Origin of the sequence: Mesotoga prima MesG1.Ag.4.2, from assembly GCF_000147715.2 — a bacterium.
Classification (GTDB): domain Bacteria; phylum Thermotogota; class Thermotogae; order Petrotogales; family Kosmotogaceae; genus Mesotoga; species Mesotoga prima.
Genome location: NC_017934.1, coordinates 2,830,687 through 2,847,088 on the forward strand (window position 1 = coordinate 2,830,687; position 16,402 = coordinate 2,847,088).

Annotated in this window: 16 protein-coding genes; 11 read left to right on the forward strand and 5 right to left on the reverse strand. The window is 47.6% G+C overall.

Going from position 1 to position 16,402, the window contains the following annotated elements; translation table 11 throughout:
* Positions 1-462 precede the first annotated feature (462 nt).
* Positions 463-612 (reverse strand): hypothetical protein, encoded by a 150-nt coding sequence (locus THEBA_RS12995; RefSeq protein ID WP_014731914.1) that lies wholly within the window; start codon positions 610-612, stop codon positions 463-465.
* A 230-nt stretch (positions 613-842) separates the two neighbouring features.
* Here THEBA_RS12995 and nagZ point away from each other — a divergent pair, with 230 nt between their 5' ends.
* From nagZ to THEBA_RS13015, 4 genes are read left to right on the forward strand one after another with little or no spacing between them, the layout of a single operon-like run.
* The gene (gene nagZ, locus THEBA_RS13000; protein ID WP_014731915.1) at positions 843-2,381 is read left to right on the forward strand and encodes a beta-N-acetylhexosaminidase; all 1,539 of its coding nucleotides are present in this window, start codon (positions 843-845) and stop codon (positions 2,379-2,381) included.
* Position 2,382: 1 nt separating this feature from the next.
* A complete protein-coding gene (gene murQ, locus THEBA_RS13005; protein WP_014731916.1) occupies positions 2,383-3,291 on the forward strand; it encodes an N-acetylmuramic acid 6-phosphate etherase in 909 nt (302 codons plus the stop codon).
* The gene (locus THEBA_RS13010; protein ID WP_014731917.1) at positions 3,288-4,013 is read left to right on the forward strand and encodes a GntR family transcriptional regulator; all 726 of its coding nucleotides are present in this window, start codon (positions 3,288-3,290) and stop codon (positions 4,011-4,013) included. The genes murQ and THEBA_RS13010 overlap by 4 nt, the downstream gene beginning before the upstream one ends.
* Positions 4,010-4,876 carry a BadF/BadG/BcrA/BcrD ATPase family protein gene (locus THEBA_RS13015; protein WP_014731918.1) on the forward strand — a complete coding sequence of 289 codons (867 nt, stop codon included), beginning with the start codon at positions 4,010-4,012 and terminating at the stop codon, positions 4,874-4,876. The genes THEBA_RS13010 and THEBA_RS13015 overlap by 4 nt, the downstream gene beginning before the upstream one ends.
* On the opposite strand, the gene THEBA_RS13020 is transcribed toward THEBA_RS13015, so the two are convergent.
* The 4 genes from THEBA_RS13020 to THEBA_RS13035 form a co-directional block, all read right to left on the reverse strand.
* A complete protein-coding gene (locus THEBA_RS13020; RefSeq protein ID WP_014731919.1) occupies positions 4,863-6,038 on the reverse strand; it encodes an exo-beta-N-acetylmuramidase NamZ family protein in 1,176 nt (391 codons plus the stop codon). The two genes, THEBA_RS13015 and THEBA_RS13020, sit on opposite strands and share 14 nt — an antisense overlap.
* A 10-nt stretch (positions 6,039-6,048) precedes the next feature.
* A complete protein-coding gene (locus tag THEBA_RS13025; protein WP_006489409.1) occupies positions 6,049-6,876 on the reverse strand; it encodes a carbohydrate ABC transporter permease in 828 nt (275 codons plus the stop codon).
* Between the two features lie 3 nt (positions 6,877-6,879).
* Complete coding sequence (locus THEBA_RS13030) at positions 6,880-7,782, reverse strand: carbohydrate ABC transporter permease (RefSeq protein WP_006489406.1); 903 nt, start codon at positions 7,780-7,782, stop codon at positions 6,880-6,882.
* Between the two features lie 61 nt (positions 7,783-7,843).
* A complete protein-coding gene (locus tag THEBA_RS13035; protein WP_014731920.1) occupies positions 7,844-9,082 on the reverse strand; it encodes an ABC transporter substrate-binding protein in 1,239 nt (412 codons plus the stop codon).
* 522 nt (positions 9,083-9,604) lie between these two features.
* Here THEBA_RS13035 and THEBA_RS13045 point away from each other — a divergent pair.
* From THEBA_RS13045 to THEBA_RS13075, 7 genes are all read left to right on the forward strand, one after another.
* The gene (locus THEBA_RS13045) at positions 9,605-9,910 is read left to right on the forward strand and encodes a hypothetical protein (RefSeq protein ID WP_014731921.1); all 306 of its coding nucleotides are present in this window, start codon (positions 9,605-9,607) and stop codon (positions 9,908-9,910) included.
* Between the two features lie 37 nt (positions 9,911-9,947).
* Complete coding sequence (pdxA, locus tag THEBA_RS13050) at positions 9,948-10,982, forward strand: 4-hydroxythreonine-4-phosphate dehydrogenase PdxA (RefSeq protein WP_014731922.1); 1,035 nt, start codon at positions 9,948-9,950, stop codon at positions 10,980-10,982.
* Between the two features lie 492 nt (positions 10,983-11,474).
* Positions 11,475-12,167, forward strand: a complete 693-nt coding sequence (gene trhA, locus THEBA_RS13055) for a PAQR family membrane homeostasis protein TrhA (protein WP_014731923.1) — start codon at positions 11,475-11,477, stop codon at positions 12,165-12,167.
* Positions 12,168-12,351: 184 nt separating this feature from the next.
* Positions 12,352-13,338: a LacI family DNA-binding transcriptional regulator gene (locus tag THEBA_RS13060; protein WP_014731924.1), complete on the forward strand. Its 987-nt coding sequence runs from the start codon at positions 12,352-12,354 to the stop codon at positions 13,336-13,338.
* 28 nt (positions 13,339-13,366) lie between these two features.
* Positions 13,367-14,614 carry an ABC transporter substrate-binding protein gene (locus THEBA_RS13065; RefSeq protein WP_014731925.1) on the forward strand — a complete coding sequence of 416 codons (1,248 nt, stop codon included), beginning with the start codon at positions 13,367-13,369 and terminating at the stop codon, positions 14,612-14,614.
* Between the two features lie 61 nt (positions 14,615-14,675).
* Positions 14,676-15,575, forward strand: coding sequence for a carbohydrate ABC transporter permease (locus THEBA_RS13070; protein WP_014731926.1), 900 nt, complete (start codon positions 14,676-14,678; stop codon positions 15,573-15,575).
* On the forward strand, positions 15,572-16,399 hold the full coding sequence (locus tag THEBA_RS13075) for a carbohydrate ABC transporter permease (RefSeq protein ID WP_014731927.1): 828 nt from the start codon (positions 15,572-15,574) through the stop codon (positions 16,397-16,399). Before THEBA_RS13070 ends, THEBA_RS13075 begins: the two co-directional genes overlap by 4 nt.
* Positions 16,400-16,402 lie beyond the last annotated feature (3 nt).

Below are 16,402 nucleotides of genomic sequence, written 5' to 3' on the forward strand. Positions count from 1 at the left end.
GAATCTTTGTTTGAAAGTCATTTGGAACAAGCTACCTGCTATGCATGCCCACGGTTTCCAAAGACAGTAGATCCCGAAACAAGTTCGGGATGACAGCGTATGGTTACTCCGAAAACGCTACAACGCATCATGCTGAACTCACTTCAGCATCTCTTGTTCGTGGTTTTTGACTTTAACCAAGAACTAAGAACAGATCCTTGCTCTAGAACGAATAACAGATTCTCCTTGGAGAACGGAGAACCATTCAACGTCCAACCAGTTCCTTTGCTATTTCCTACCACCAACCTCCGACCCGCAACGACGCCGGTTTTACAACTCACAACTCACAACTTAGAACTTGCAACTGATCCTTTGCTCTTCCAACCTCTGACCACTGACCTCTAACCTCGGTTTCTCAAAAGCCCAGATCCTGAACAGGAGCGCTTCAGGATGACAAAATGAGTTCGTTCTGATCAGATTACTTTAATTTGCTCGCTCTTTTTCTTTGGTTTTTGCCTCCTGGTGCTTAAGCGCCAGCATCACTTCCCCGGATGCTCTTCCGGGAATCACTTCCTCGCGCCAGCGAGCCTCACTTCCTGCCGGAGGCAGCATCACTTCTGATCTTGATGCCACCAACCCCCGACCTCCGACCCCCAACCACGGTTCTTCCAACAGCAATGCTATCGCATTTTCTTTCTGTATCCAAGTTTTCCCTCGGTTACTTAAATGGAACTATAGTCAAATATGATCGATAGGCAGCGGAATCTAAGGTTATGTATATTCATACTATACAAATTTACAATTGACAATACAAGGTAATAAAAACTAGAATTGTATCGTATGAAAACCAGGGAGAATTCAGAATGAATTTCGACGAAGCCGTAGGACGGTTGTTTTTGATTGGAATACCCGGTCCGGAAATCGATAGCGAGACCGAAAGGACACTTCGAGAAGTCAAACCCGGGGCGGTTATTCTCTTTTCGAAGAATATCGTCGATGCTGTTCAGGTAAGGGCTCTCGTAGATGACATTCAAAGAGTCCTTGGATACAAGCCCGCAATTGCCATCGATCAGGAAGGTGGGATAGTAAGCCGACTGAGGGACGGCTTCTCTGTTTCGCCCGGAGCTATGGCAATAGCCGCCACTGGAACCACCGAAAACTCCTTCGTTGTTGGAAGAATACTTGCCAGAGAGATGAACGCCATAGGTGTGAATTGGAATCTCGCTCCCGTCGTCGATATTAACTGCAATCCCAAAAACCCGGGAATCGGAGTAAGGAGTTTCGGCGATTCTCCGGATCAGGTTATAGCCTACGCAAGGGCCTTTGTAGAGGGTATGAAGAGTGAAAGAGTGATGAGCTGTTTGAAGCATTTTCCCGGCAAGGGAAGGGTAGATGTTGACGCTCATCTGGATTTACCGATTCTGGACATCCCCCAATCTTTACTTTATGAATACGAACTGAGACCATTCAAGGAAATTCAAGCAGACTCGATAATGCCTTCGCATATATACATGCCTCAGCTTCAGGCCTCCCGGGTTCCGGCATCGATGTCGAGAGAGATATTGACGGATCTTGCCAGGAACGTGCTGAATTATCGGGGGGTCCTTGTCGCAGATGATCTGGGAATGGGGGGAGTGAGCAACTACTTCACGCCCGAGGAAGCCGCTATACAGGGTCTGAGAAATGGAATGGATTATCTGACTTACTGCCACGATCCGGTTGTCCAGAGAAGAGTCAAGAAGATTCTGATTAGAGAGATAGAAAAATCGCCGGAGCTGGAAAAGCGTTTCCAGGAATCTCTACAAAGAGTTGAGAAGTTCCGGGTAGAGGCGACCAGTGCCGACAGGTTCTCGATCGAAGAGATCGCCTCCCAGGAGAGTCTGAATGCGATGCAGGAGATTTCCGATAGATCTATCACGGCCATTCTGGAAGACAGTTCTCTTCTTCCCCTTCCAATCGAGAGTGTGAGCGGAATATTCTCTGTAAGACTTTCAAGATTGGTTCAAGTTGAAGACGGTCCCCAGAAGGGAGTTCCCACTGTGGCCAGAGAGATCGCGCAGATGTCAGACTGTCCGATAATTGACTTCTCGCCTAACATAACCGTCGAAGAAGCGGACAGACTGGCTGCCAATTCCCCGGGCAAGGGAGTAAGATTGGTCTTTACGGAGAACGCTCACCTTCACGAAGGTCAGAGAAAGTTACTCTTGAAGCTTTCGCAAAGAACGGGAAGAACGCTGGTAATAGCATTGAGAAACCCATACGATGCTTTCCTGGAAGGCGTTAAGAACTGCATAATCAGCTACGGCTACGAAGCGGTTTCGCAAAGGAGCCTTAAGAAGATTCTAGACGGCACGATCAAAGCGCAAGGGAAACTTCCGATAAAGATACCGCAGGAGGTCTAGGATGAAGTTTGATCAACTGGAGACAGAGAGATCTAATCCCAGAACGAGGAATTTAGATGAGCTATCGACGTACGAGATGCTTAGAATTATGAACGAAGAGGATGCAACAGTTCCACTGTCTGTTAGAGAGGTTCTCAATGAAGTTGCCTCTGCGGTTGAGTTATGCGTCAGGTCTCTTGAAATGGGAGGAAGAATCGTATATGCCGGTGCGGGCACAAGCGGCCGTCTAGGCGTTCTTGATGCTGCGGAGGTCGTTCCCACTTTTGGCGTTTCGAAAGACCTGTTTGTAACCATGATAGCCGGGGGCCAGGAAGCCCTCGCAAATGCAGTCGAACAAGCCGAGGACAGCATTGAGTTAGGCGAAGAAGAAGCAAAAAAGGTAGATATAACTGAAAAGGACGCTGTAGTGGGGATCTCGGCATCGGGACGGACACCTTATGTGGAAGGAATACTGAAGTACGCGCGAAAGCAGGGAGCCAGAACCATCTTGATATGCAACGTCGGGACTCCCCGGCTCACCGAGCTTGCCGATGTTACGATAGCCGTCAGGACCGGCCCCGAAGTGATTACCGGCAGTACAAGGCTGAAGGCCGGTACGGCTCAGAAGATGGTCTTGAACATGATCAGCACGATCACGATGGTCAAGGTCGGCAGAGTCTTCGGAAACTACATGATAGGGGTGAAGATCCTCAATCGCAAACTGGTGGATAGGGCAACCAGAATAGTCTCGGAGATCAGCGAGCTCTCTTACGAAGAATCGGAGAAGATACTGGAAGCCTCAGGCAGGGAGGTACCTCTTGCGATTCTCATGGCCCTTACCGGTCTCGGAAAGGAAAAGTGTGAGGAATCTCTCAAACGCAACAGGGGTCATGTGCGTTCGGCTCTCAAAGAACTTGGAGGGGTGAGTTGATAGAAGCGGGAGCTCCGGTCTACTACCGGATATATAAAGAACTTAAACGACGGATAGGAAAGGGAGTCTATTCGAAGAGACTTCCGACCGAAAAGGAGCTCTGCAATGAATTCAACGTAAGCAGACTTACGCTTCGAAGGGCTTTGGACGAGCTTAAAAGAGAGTCGGTTATCGAGTCTGCCAAAGGCCGGGGAACCTTTATTGTCGACGAGAAGCGAGAGGAGAGCATAAGCTCTCTTACAGGGTTCACCGAGGAGGCCGCCCGAGACAAGCAGAGGGCAAGATCCGTTGTCCTGAGCGATGGGTTGATGGTTCCGTCGGAAGAGATCGCAAAGCTCTTCGGAATTCCCGATGACGCGATGGTTGTGTTGCTGGAAAGGGTAAGATATCTCAACGACGAGCCCTACGGAATTGAAAGGGCTTACCTGAACCCGCTGGCAGATATCAGGATTCTCAACATCGTGAACAGAGATATGAGCGAGGCATCGCTTTATAATATCCTGAAGAACGAGCTTTCACTGGTTCTCGATCACGCGTTGGAGAACATCGAGGTCTGCAGACTGACGAAAGAAGAGGCGAAGCACCTCAAGGTCAACGAGAATAGCTATGGAATAAGACGCGAGAGACAGACATTTACCGACAAGAACATCTGTGTTGAAGTGGTGAGATCCGTATACAGAGGCGACCGTTACAGACTTAAAGTTGTGAGGAGAGTAGAATGACCAGAAAGATAATAGCGATGGATGGAGGCGGGACGAATCTTAGAGTCACTTGCATATCCAGCGAGGCCAGGTTCAGGAAGAACTATGGCACCGGAGTCAATATTACGGCTGTCAGTAGCGCGAATTTAGTATCGATCTTCTCGCTGGTTCGAGACGACGTTGGAATTCCCGATTACATAGTCGCGGCCTTCTCCGGCGCTGGAGACAAGACTCGCGAAGAAAAGCTGAGACAGGCGCTGCATTATGTTTTCGGCAATATTGAGATTGAAGTTATCATGGATATAGAAGGTCTGTACAGAGCTGCCGTCGGAGAGGCTAGAGGTGTCGTGGTCGTTTCGGGAACGGGATCGACAGTCTACGGTCATGACCGGGAAGGAAAGGCCGTCAAGTCCGGCGGCTGGGGCCATATCTTCGATGACGAGGGAAGCGCCTACTGGATTTCTAAGGAATTGATCACTGCCTCTCTGAAGTATAGGGACGGTCTGATTCCTCACGACCCCATCTTCGACAAATTGGTCGAGTTCTTCGAAATGAGTACTATTGAAGAGCTCGTAAACCTCACCCTCATGCCCGACATGAAGACAGAGATAGCGTCTTTCAGCAGGGTGGCGCTTGAAAACCCCACCGGGCTTGCAAGAAGAATCGCTGACGAAGGAATAGAGATACTCGCAAAGAGAACACTCAATGTCCTGGAAAAAACAGGCGAGGTAGAAACCATCCATACATTTGGTGGTTCCTTTGCCTCGGCCTACTATAACAATAAGTATTCAGAGATGATAAACAATCACAGGACAACGCTCTTCACGGGCAATGTCGATGAGATCCTTGCCGAGCAGGCATTCGAGAAACTCAATAGATCCTGAACTCTCTTACTAGATTCTCGAACTCTCTCTGCTCGTCTTTCCACAACCCGGAAAGTTCGGCGGCCGTGGCTCCTTCCAGGAGCCTTTCTCTGTACTGCTCGTCGCCCATTATAAGGTCGAAATGGTACCTGCCGTCCCACATCTTGTTCAGTGGGATGCTGGTTCCGTGATAATGAACATCCCAGTCGAATTTTTCCGGCCAAAGCTTCATGAGAGTGGCGATAATATCTAGGGCAAGTTCCAAAGGTTTGATTGCGTTTCTATCAGTAACATAGAACTCGAGGCCATTACAGGGCTGGTCGTGAAGCTTGAATGCTCCCGGAATGAAACTCCTCTCTCTGAAGGCAACACCAGGATGATCGTGCTCTTTAAGTTCCTTATAGAGCGGTGCCGAGTCGATCCATGGCGCTCCTATGTATTTGAAGGGATGAACGGTACCGCGCCCCATTGACAGGTTCGTGCCCTCGAAGAGGCAGAAGCCCGAGTAGAGTATTGCGTGCTCGAGCGAGGGAATATTCGGGGAAGGTGTGCTCCAGAGATGACCGGTCTCATCATAGTACATATACTTCTCGTAATTCTCCATCGGAACTACTGTAAGATCGGCACCGATATCGAAGACCTTGTTGAAGTACTTTGCCACCTCTCCAACGGTCATGCCATATCTCAGAGCCAGGCCGTACCCGCCGACAATGCTGTCAAGCCTCTTCTTTATTGTGGGGCCCGCGATCTTGCATGAAAGCGGATCTGGTCTATCGAGGATGACTACCTCTATCCCCCTTTTCGCGCACTCCTCCATTGAATAGACGAGGGAGTAGAGATAAGTATAGAATCTAAGACCTACGTCCTGAATATCGTAAACGAAGGCATCGATTCCGGAAAGCATCTCTTCCGTCGGTCTTATCACATCTCCAAAGAGCGAATAGATCGGTATACCATACTTTGGGTCCACCGCGTTGTTGACGCTCACTCCATCGGCTGCGGCTCCCGAGATACCGTGCTCGGGTCCGAAAAGCTTCACGATGTTGAATCCCCCGTTCAGCATGAGATCGACGTTGATTTTCAGATCTCCGTTTACGCCGCTCGAATTCGTCAGCAACCCGATCCGTTTCTTCTTCAGTATGTCGCTCTCTAAGAGACAGTCTATACCAAGCTTAACTTTCATACCCAGCACCTCACTTTATTGCTCCTTGCGTCATGCCCGTTATAAACTGCCTGGAGAACAACAGGAAGAGTATTATCGTTGGAGCGACGGCCAGCGTAAGTCCCGAGAACAAAAGATGCCACTGGTTCACATACTCCCCGAAGAAGATCGAAACTGCCAGAGTGATTGTCGCCTTCGATCTATCCGTGATGAAGATGAGCGGGAAGAAGAAGTCGTTCCATACGTTGACGAAGCTGACGATCGAGACTATCGACAGGGCAGGCTTGACCAGAGGAAGAATTATTCTCCAGTAAATCTGCATCGGAGAAGCGCCGTCGATTCTTGCAGCTTCTGAAAGCTCGTTAGGGACTCCGTCAATAAAATTCTTCAGAAGGAATACGGAGAACGGGATGTTGATTGAAGTGTAGATTATTATCAGTCCCAGTAGCGAGTTCGTCAGATCGAAGTTTCGCATCAGTATGAATATAGGAATAATAGCGAGTCTCGCCGGAAAAGCCAGACCCAGCATAGAGTAAATAAAGAGGAATCTTCTTCCTTTGAAAGTGTACTTCGAAATCGCGTAAGCGAACATCGAAGAGACAATTACAATACCGATGACGGATACCCCGGCAACGATCAAACTGTTCTTGTAACCCGTTCCTATTCCGGCCTGTTGCCATGCCTTCGAATAGTTTTCGAAGAGGACTTTCGACGGGAATGAAAATGGTTGCAAATAGATCTCTCTCATTGATTTGAGAGAGTTCATGATCATAATGAAAAACGGAACCAGAATGATCAAACAGTAAACAACCAGAAGGAAGTAGACTACGATTTTACCGAAAAGGCTAAGCTTCAGCATGATTCATGAACTCCTTTGTCTCTTCTCGACTATGAAGACATACAATATAGAGACGGGCATGACTATGGCAAAAATGAAGACCGTTACCGAAGCCCCCAGCCCCATATCAACGGCTCCGCTACCAAGTCCACCGAAGGCCGTTCTGTAGAAAAGCGTTCCGAGAACGTCTGTAGATCTGTAGGGACCGGCTTGAACGCCTTCCAGAGCATATACCATGTCGAATATATTGAAACTCCAGATGAAGAGGAGAATTGCTAGCGTTCTGAATGTGGAGAATGCCAGCGGGAATATGATTCTCCAGGTTATCCTCCAGTTGTTCGCTCCGTCGATATAGGCGGCTTCTATCAGTTCGGGTGAAATATCCAGAATCGCCGCCAGAATTACAAGCACATAGAATCCGAGATTTCGCCACACGTTTACAAGAATTATTGTTGTAAGAGCTGTGTTTGCCTGACCTAACCAGGGTTGGGCCAAACTGCCCAGTCCGACAGTTCTTAAGAGCTGGTTCACCAGTCCGGCCTGAGGATTCAGAAAGAGAACCCACATGAAGCCGACCAGAACAAGAGGTATCATATTCGGGATATACGTGACTACCCTGAATACTCCGGCTCCCTTTATCTTGCTTGCCAGCATCAAAGCGATCAAAAAGCCCAGTCCAAGTTCGAGAATCGTGAGCATTATGAAGAAGTAAACGTTGTGGAAAAATGCGTTGAACAACTCCTTGGAAAAGCTTCCGGAGAAGAGAGTTTGAAAGTTCTTCAGTCCGACGAAGGTTCTCGGCCCCACGCCCGACCAGCTGAAGAAGCTCAGAATTAAGCTGTCAAACAGCGGATAGATTATGAATATCGAATACAGGATTAGAGCAGGTAAGATGAAGACGAGAAGGTATCTGAGTTTTATTTGCATCTTCGTTCTCCTCTATAAACTCCTCCCCGCCTACCGGCGGGGAAGAGAAAAAATCTATCGTTTACTGATTCATCAAAGGTGGGTACCACTGAGATATTGCGTCCTGAGCCATCTGAGAGAGTCCTTCGGGGGTAAGCTTGCCTGCGTAAAGAGCTTGCATTCCCGGGCTGAGAACGTCGTCGTACAGAGAAGGCTTCTGTGTCGTGAAGACAGATCCTACCCAGTAGACCCATGGAGAAGCGTTGTTGTTGTAGACATCCAGAACTTCTTCAAGAAGAGGATCCGGTGGAATCGATGCTCCGAGAACGGCAGGGATGTTGTAGGTGATTCCGGCGAATATCGTTCCGAATTCAGGTGTAGCACAGAACTTGATTATCTCCTTGGAGTCCTCGAGGTTCTTGACATTAGATGTCAATGCTATGGCTCCGTCGAGATACGTGTAGGCATAAGGTGTCTGATCCTCGGTAAGTGGTGGGACCATGAAATATCCGACATTTAGATCTGGATTCAGATCTTTCCATGTCTGGTAACCCCAGGCGCCGTAGAACACCATCGCTGCCTGGCCGAAGGCAAATGCCGCGTCCTGATCTACAGTCGTGTTTCCCATGAAACCGTCCTGATAGTAAACCTTCAGGTCGTTCAGTCTCTTGTTCAGATCGGTGAACTTTGGATCGAGGAAGTTTGTTTTGCCTTCTGTTAACGCCTTTATCCAGTCGGGTCCAAGCACACTGACACCACACATCGCGTGCTGCATCGTGAGTGCCCAAGCTTCCTTCCCGTAGAGGAAAAACGGTGTGATTCCCTTGTTCTTGATAACTTCAGCGTTGGCGACTAATTCATCCCATGTTGCAGGTTCCTCTAGTCCGAATTCTTCGTAATAGTCTTTGTTGTAGAATATTCCAACTACTTGGACTGCAAAGGGAACTCCGTAAACCTTATCTTGCCAGGTAACTGAGTTCAGAGCGGCCTGCGGGAAGTTCGACATATCCGTAAACTCGTCGATTGGAAGGTAAAGGCCATTCTCGATCAGAACCTGAGTCCTTCCTCCGGGAAGTCTTCTAGAGTATACGATATCCGGACCTTCGCCGGTCTGGAGAGCAAGGGCAACCTTCGAGTCGTATTCCGTTGGTGCGAATGCCGTGTATTCGATCGTGATGTCGAGACCTTTGCTCTTCAAAGCCGCTTCGACTTCTTCCCATACCTGAGCATCCTGCGTCCGCCAGCTCCAGATTGTGACTTTGCCAGCAAATGCGCTTACAGCAATGATCGCGACCAAAGCCAGTAACAAGAATTTCTTCATACTTTCCCCTCCTACAAAATAAAGTTGAGTACATACTTACGGTATAACACAATAGAAATATCACAGATCAAACAAAACCCGGTAAAGACCGCGCTTGCCGTTCATAGAAATAAAGAAGAACAAGAACTTATGCCCAATATTGTTAGTATGATTATACAATATGTACTAATCCAAAATAAAACTCCGAAAACCATTGCACAGGCAAGATCAGTAGAGCTCATTGCCAGAATTCAACACTATGCCGGCCTCAATGCAAGACAAGAGAGATCGATCCTGCAAAATTCCATTTTCCACGCAAACAAACTACCTTTACTGAGAAAATATCAGAAATTCTTCAATACAAGCATCCATGAAAACCCGCTAATTTGAGACTACTTATTCAAGAGTGTGGTTTAGGTGGGAAATTGACTTCATGAAAACAGACTAATCGGATAGAATCATGATATAAGTAGTAAACACGACATCAGATGATCCCGTCAACCGGAGTTTTGTGATCACTGCATTGTCTCTTGGAGGTGGCAGATGGAAAGGGTTATCGTAACTATTGAGGCCAGTATGGAAGGTACTGTTGATAACTTCCTGTTGATGAGACACAGAGATGTCGAGTACCTAAAAGAGGCGCTTGTCACGGATGATTTCGAAAGAATGATGGAGATTGTGAAAAACTTGAATAACGAGGGAAGATGCTGCGGTTTTGACTTCATTGCTTCGATTGGGACGAAGCTCTTCGCCGCCGCCTCTGAGAAGAACAAGCTGGCCGCCGAAATTTGCGTGGACCTTTTCAGCTGGTATATGACGAGAATCAGGACGGAAGTATTCGGAGAGTGATACAGTTTCATACGAAGAGAGGTCTTGGAGGTTACGATTGATTCTGAAACCCATGGAGCAGCCGGTTTTACCGGAAAGGATATCAGATAAACCTGCAATAGCCATCACCGAAGGTGATCCTGCCGGGATTGGGCCGGAAATCGTCTCGAAAACCATCGCCAGTGGAGAGATCTTCGAGATCTGCAGACCGATTGTGATAGGTGAGTTCGGGACTCTTCAAAGAGAAATAGACAGAAACCATTTAGGCATGAAAATAGAGACGGTCTCCGAGATAACCGATCAGACGGAATTCTCCCCGGGAACTCTCTCTTTGATCGACATGGCAAACCTCTATAGACTTCCGGAGTATGGAAAAGTCGATAGAGCATGCGGGAGAGCGGCTTTTGAATTTCTCGAGAAGGCGGTAGAGCTGGCAGAAGAGGGAAGAGTGTCTGCAATTACAACCGCCCCAATAAACAAGCTTTCTATAAAGGCTGCGGGAATACCTTATGCGGGGCACACCGAGATTCTCGGCGCCCTGACGGAGACAATAGATCCCCTGACGATGTTTGAGATCGCGGGAGAGATGAGAGTTTTCTTTCTCTCCAGACACCTATCGCTAATAGACGCCTGTAGAATGGTCAAGAAAGACAGGGTCTACAATTACATATTGAGATGCGAAGCTGCTCTGAAACGGCTTGGAATACAGCTGACGAAGCCGATCGGTGTGGCGGCTCTCAATCCTCATGGGGGAGAAGGCGGTCTCTTCGGAAGCGAAGAAACCGAAGAGATTATTCCGGCAGTAGAACTAGCAAGAAAGAAGGGCATAGATGTTGTTGGTCCCATAGGTGCCGATTCGATCTTTAACATGGCGAGGAGGGGTGTCTTCTCCGCCATCATCTCTATGTATCATGATCAAGGACACATTGCAACGAAGACCCTCGATTTCGAGAGGACGGTCTCAATAACCCTGGGAATGCCTTTTCTTAGAACTTCCGTGGATCACGGAACGGCCTTCGACATAGCCGGAAAGGGAATCGCCGATCCCACAAACTTGATCGAGGCAGTGAAAGCCGCGGCTCGATATTCTTAGATTCAGTCAATCTTCTTCATTGGGTGGTTTGATGTTGATTTAGGCTTCATGAAAGTCTGTTGTGATTGCTTGACAAGTATCGTGCCCGGCTGCTTTTACTAAGGTCTTCAAACATTAGCAAATCGATTTTTCAAAAACCGAGTCCCTTTTCAGCTTTGGTTCAGGGTTTCTGCACGGGATCTTATTCCTACATTATTGCTCTTCCTCACATGATCAATGTAGCGTAGAAGAAAATAAGCATCGGAAAGATTCATGAATTATCTAGAGGATTCACGTAAATCTAATGCAAAAAACCGAGTCTGTCCTTTTTCAACAATATCCGCTTTCGTGATTTTTCGACTACCTGCTTTCTGAAGATTTTCCATGCTTCTTTCGAGTAGATTCAATCTGATGCAACGTTAGAGAATGCTGGAGAATAGCACCGCTTCCCTGAAGCGAAGCATGGAATGGTCTATAATAGAAGATCAAATACTTTTCCAGAAAGGAAGCTTCATGAATACAGTTGAAGGCCGAAGAGTCGATCCAATGGTATCCAGCGAAAACTCCAACGAAGGATTCAATGCGATAAGCCATATATTGGCTGCCGTTCTTGGTCTTGCAGGGCTGGTCCTGCTAGTTGTTTTTTCTGCCATTCAACAGAAGTGGCTCCATCTGGTAAGCTTTTCGATATACGGAACGACCGTCGTCGTTTCAATGACCTTGAGCGGTCTTCTCCACTTCTTTCTCTGGTTCAGAAAGTATTACAGGATCTTCGCGATCCTCGATCACAGCGCAATATACTTGCTTATCGCCGGTACCTACACCCCTTTCTGTCTCGTTGTAGTAGGAGGCTGGGTTGGCTGGACGGTCTTCGGGATAATCTGGGGACTTGCCATCCTCAACATCGTGCTGAAGTCTGTTTTCTTCTCCACTATGCCGCTATGGGTTTCGATGGCGGGCTATCTCTCGATGGGGTGGCTGTCGCTTGCCATGGTCTACAGTGTTTACATACGTCTGGGGCTATCGGCAATCCTCCTTCTGCTTTTCGGCGGCTTCTTCTATACTGTGGGCGCGGTGATCTTCATACGTGAGAAACCGAATCCCTTCCCCGGTAAGTTCGGTAACCATGAGATCTGGCATATCATGGTTATGCTTGGCAACCTTACCTTTCTCCTGATGATGTTTATCTACGTCTTGCCTCTCTAGAAACTGCCATCACATGATATTAACAGAATAATCGAATCATTCTGAATTATTCGGTTATAGATGTCCCAGAACGCCCATAGTCGTTCTAGAATTGCTTTGGACCTAAGTTACTAAGGTGTTAGAATAAATGCAAACGTTTCCGCAAACGTTTGCGGCATCGTTGGTGAATTTGGAGGTGTCCCGAATGGCTAGAATCACCATAAAGGATGTTGCAAAGTCACTTGAGCTTTCAGTATCGACTGTTTCTCGAGCCCTGAATGATAAGGGGGATGTTGATGAGAAGACCAGAGAGAAGGTTAAGAATAGAGCGAGGGAACTCGGTTACACGCCAAACATGATGGCGAAGGCGCTAAAGGGAAAGACGCTTGGGTTGCTCGGAGTAATAATTGATGACAATACTAACCCTTTTTACGCGGAAGTCGTTAAGGGAATGGAGAGAGAAGCTAAGAAGCATGAATTCCACCTTCTTCTTGTGAACACTGCTGCTGATTACGAGGAACAGGTCTTTGCAATCGAGTTCTTGCAGAACAAGGGAGTAGACGGAATCCTTATCGCTCCTGTCGATGATACGAAACCTGTCGAGATGGATGGTATCAAGGTACCTTTTGTAATAGTCGGTAGGCACTTCGAGAAGAGCGATTTCTGTGAAGTCTACAATGATGAGGAACTTGGGGGATACATCGCAACTCGACACCTGCTCGAATCGGGGCGCTCAAACATCATCACAGTTCAACCGGATATGAATATCTTCCCTACCCGGGGAAGAAGTCTCGGCTATAGAAAGGCGCTGCAGGAATATTCCGCTGAATCTGCAAATTCGGCCATCGAACTCAAATCTTCTCCAGAAAACGCCGGGAAAGTTGTTCTAGAGTATCTTGAATCCAGCGGAACTTGCGATGCAGTTTTTGCCTACAACGACATGTATGCTCTCGAGATAATCGCCCTACTACGTTCTAAGGGTATGAGAGTTCCCGAAGAGATCGCGGTGGTCGGATACGATGACATACCCTATTCGGTCTATGTTTGTCCAACCCTTACTAGCGTTGCGCTTGATAAGGATTGGCTCGGAAGAACCAGTACCGAGATGCTCATCAAGATGATCAAAGGCAAGAAAATTAGAGAGAAGAGATATGTGCAGAAACCTGTTCTCAGAGTTAGAGACTCTGGGTAGGAATAACCGAACAAGGGAGGGGTTTTTTGTGAAGAAACTGCTTGTTTTCTCATTGTCAGCCTTACTTTTCTTCTCAGTCTCTGCTTTTGGATTAGTCACTCTCGAATACTGGACGGGTTTTACAGGGCCCGACGGTAGTTTCATGCAGGAACTTGTCGACAAGTTCAACGAAGAACACAAGGACGAGATTCAGGTAAACATGAGCACCATGCTATGGGCGGACTATAACACAAAGGTGCCCATAGCACTTGCAAGCGGAAAGGGACCGGATGTTGGTATTGCCCATGTGGACAACATCAGAAGTTTTGTGAGTCAGGGAATGCTTCTACCTTTGGATGAGTACCTTGAGATCATGAACATGAAAGAGGGAGACATAGTCTCTTCGGTTTGGGATGCCGTTCATGTAGACTCAAGTGTGTACGGAATTCCACTTGATGTCCATCCTCTCGTCTTCTACTGGAACAAGGACCTTTTCGAAGAGGCCGGTCTTGATCCAGAGAATCCTCCGACGACTCGAGATGAATTCGTTGAGGCCGCGAAGCTTCTTACGAAGGACACTAACGGAGACAGAACAATCGACCAGTGGGGCACAATGATTCCAGTAGGTTGGCCTAACTACTTCATATGGTTTTCTACCTTCTTCTCCAATGGGGGAGTGCTGTTCAACGAAGATTTGACGAAGGCCGCCTTCAATAGTCCTGCCGGAATCGATGCAATGCAGTTCTTGGTGGATCTGGTTTTCAAGCATAAGGTTTCGCCAGAAAAGGTACAGGTCGACGCAGACATCGACGCTTTCAAGAGAGGTACCTGCGCAATGGAATTCAACGGAATCTGGATGCTGACTGACTACATGAAAGTTGAAGGTCTGAATTTCGGCGCCGGGCCGGTCCCACAATTAGGGTCTGAAAAGCCGGCAAACTGGGCCGGTTCTCACACTATGGTCATCTACAAACAGAGAAAACAGGACAAAGAAAGAACTGAGGCCGCTGCCAAGTTCATAAGCTGGATAAGCAATCACAGCTACGAATGGGCACTTGCAGGCCAGATTCCCGCTAACATCTCTGTTCAGAATAGTCCGGAGTTCCTGTCCTTGCCGTATCACAGCACAATTGCCAAAGGTGCTGAATACGTTGTTTTCCCGCCTTTCTTCCCAAAGTACGGCGATGCTACAGGCCCGATATGGGAAGCGTTGAACCTTGCCATTTTGGGACAAAAAACGGTTGAACAAGCTCTTAGCGACGCGGAAAGAATAAGCAACGAAATTCTTCAAGACTAACTGAACCTTATGTCCCTTCCGGAGAGGTTTTCCGGAAGGGACATTCATCGAGGAGGTTCTCTTGAGAACAAAGAAGGTTATTCCATATATTCTCATTCTGCCCCATGCGGTGTTCTTTGGCGTGTTTTTCATTTTCCCGTTATTCAAGAGTGTTTATATGAGCCTCACAGAGTGGGGATTGTTTCAAGGCATGATTAAATATGTCGGGTTGGATAATTACGAGAAGATCTTCGATTTCAGTGGATATAGATCGGAATACTTCTGGAAGGCAATATGGGTAACCGTTCAATTCGTTATCTATTCTGTACCCGTGCTTGTTTTTGTTGCAACCGGGCTGGCTCTTATGCTAAACAGCAAGAAGCTGAAGGCAAAGAGCCTGCATCTTACGGCGACTTTTGTTCCTACCGCGCTCTCCGTAACCGTCGTGGCTGTAATGTGGAGATGGATATTGAACAATCACTCCGGCCTGCTGAACTACGTTCTGAGTTTCTTCGGCATCGACAAAGTCCCCTGGCTCACAGATCTACCCTGGGTTTGGTTTTCTATTGTCATCGCGACAGTATGGTGGACAGTAGGCTGGAACACCGTGATCCTTCTGGGCGGGCTCAAAAAGATTCCCGATTCTCTGTATGATTCTGCCAAGGTCGATGGGGCAAATTCAATTCAAAGGTTTTTCTATGTAACGCTTCCCGGTCTGAAGCAAGTGATGATGTTTGTAGTCATAACTCAGGTACTTGCCGGATTCGGGTTGTTTGCTCAACCTCAACTGATGACTGGCGGTGGTCCCGGGAGGGAGACGATTCCGATAATGCTCCACATTTATGGAGAGGCATTTAATCCTTCGAGGCCGAGAATGGGTTACGCAACAGCCATGTCATTAATCACGGGAGTGATAGTAGTTTCCGTAACCTTCCTCCAGTACTATCTCTTCACAAGAAGTAGCAAGGAGGACCGGCGATGAGGAGAAGAGGTTTTGGAATAAACATAGTTGCTTTACTGATCTCTCTCATATTCCTTTTCCCGCTTTACTGGACTTTCCTGACCGCATTCAGAACTGAAGCCCAGATACTGGCCTGGCCGCCTGACTTCTTGCCAAGAAACCTTACGACTTCGAACTTCAAAGAGGTTCTGTCACATCCTCACGATACTCCAGTTTTTCGGTGGTTCTTGAACAGTGTGATCGCCGCCGTGAGCTACGCAAGCCTTTCAGTGTTTGTGGGGATTCTTGCCGCCTTCGCTCTTGCAAGGTTGAAATTCAGATTCAGAGATACTTATTTCAAGCTGATGCTGGTTTCCATGGCGGTACCTGGGATGATTCACTTTCTTCCCAACTATACTACGGTAGAAGCCTTTGGATGGACAGACAGTCTTATAGCGATAATCGTTCCGGGTCTGGCCTCCACTTTTGGAATCTTTCTCTTGAGGCAGTTTTTCATAAGCATTCCGAGAGAAATCGAAGAGGCTTCTATAATAGACGGGGCAAACATCAGGCAGCGAATCCTTTACATTATAGCGCCCCTTGCGAAAGAGTCAATAATCATTCTATGGGTGATGAACTTCATGTCCAACTGGAACGACTACTTATGGGCGCTTGTCGTTCTTTACTCTCCTGAGAAGAGGACCATGCCGGTAGGAATCTCGACACTTCAGGGGAAGTACGTTACGCAGTACGGCCCTTTGATGGCCGGTGCTCTCTTTGTTGCCGTTCCCTCAATACTAATATTCCTCCTGGTCCAGAGGTACTACATTAAGGGAATAGACATAAGCGGTGGAGTAAAGGAGTAATGC

Bases quoted from the DNA above. Each gene is read 5' to 3' on its own strand.
- nagZ (WP_014731915.1), top strand. From the start codon at position 843: ATGAATTTCGACGAAGCCGTAGGACGGTTGTTTTTGATTGGAATACCC.
- murQ (WP_014731916.1), top strand. From the start codon at position 2,383: ATGAAGTTTGATCAACTGGAGACAGAGAGATCTAATCCCAGAACGAGG.
- THEBA_RS13015 (WP_014731918.1), top strand. From the start codon at position 4,010: ATGACCAGAAAGATAATAGCGATGGATGGAGGCGGGACGAATCTTAGA.
- THEBA_RS13020 (WP_014731919.1), bottom strand. From the start codon at position 6,038: ATGAAAGTTAAGCTTGGTATAGACTGTCTCTTAGAGAGCGACATACTG.
- THEBA_RS13025 (WP_006489409.1), bottom strand. From the start codon at position 6,876: ATGCTGAAGCTTAGCCTTTTCGGTAAAATCGTAGTCTACTTCCTTCTG.
- THEBA_RS13030 (WP_006489406.1), bottom strand. From the start codon at position 7,782: ATGCAAATAAAACTCAGATACCTTCTCGTCTTCATCTTACCTGCTCTA.
- THEBA_RS13035 (WP_014731920.1), bottom strand. From the start codon at position 9,082: ATGAAGAAATTCTTGTTACTGGCTTTGGTCGCGATCATTGCTGTAAGC.
- THEBA_RS13045 (WP_014731921.1), top strand. From the start codon at position 9,605: ATGGAAAGGGTTATCGTAACTATTGAGGCCAGTATGGAAGGTACTGTT.
- trhA (WP_014731923.1), top strand. From the start codon at position 11,475: ATGAATACAGTTGAAGGCCGAAGAGTCGATCCAATGGTATCCAGCGAA.
- THEBA_RS13060 (WP_014731924.1), top strand. From the start codon at position 12,352: ATGGCTAGAATCACCATAAAGGATGTTGCAAAGTCACTTGAGCTTTCA.
- THEBA_RS13075 (WP_014731927.1), top strand. From the start codon at position 15,572: ATGAGGAGAAGAGGTTTTGGAATAAACATAGTTGCTTTACTGATCTCT.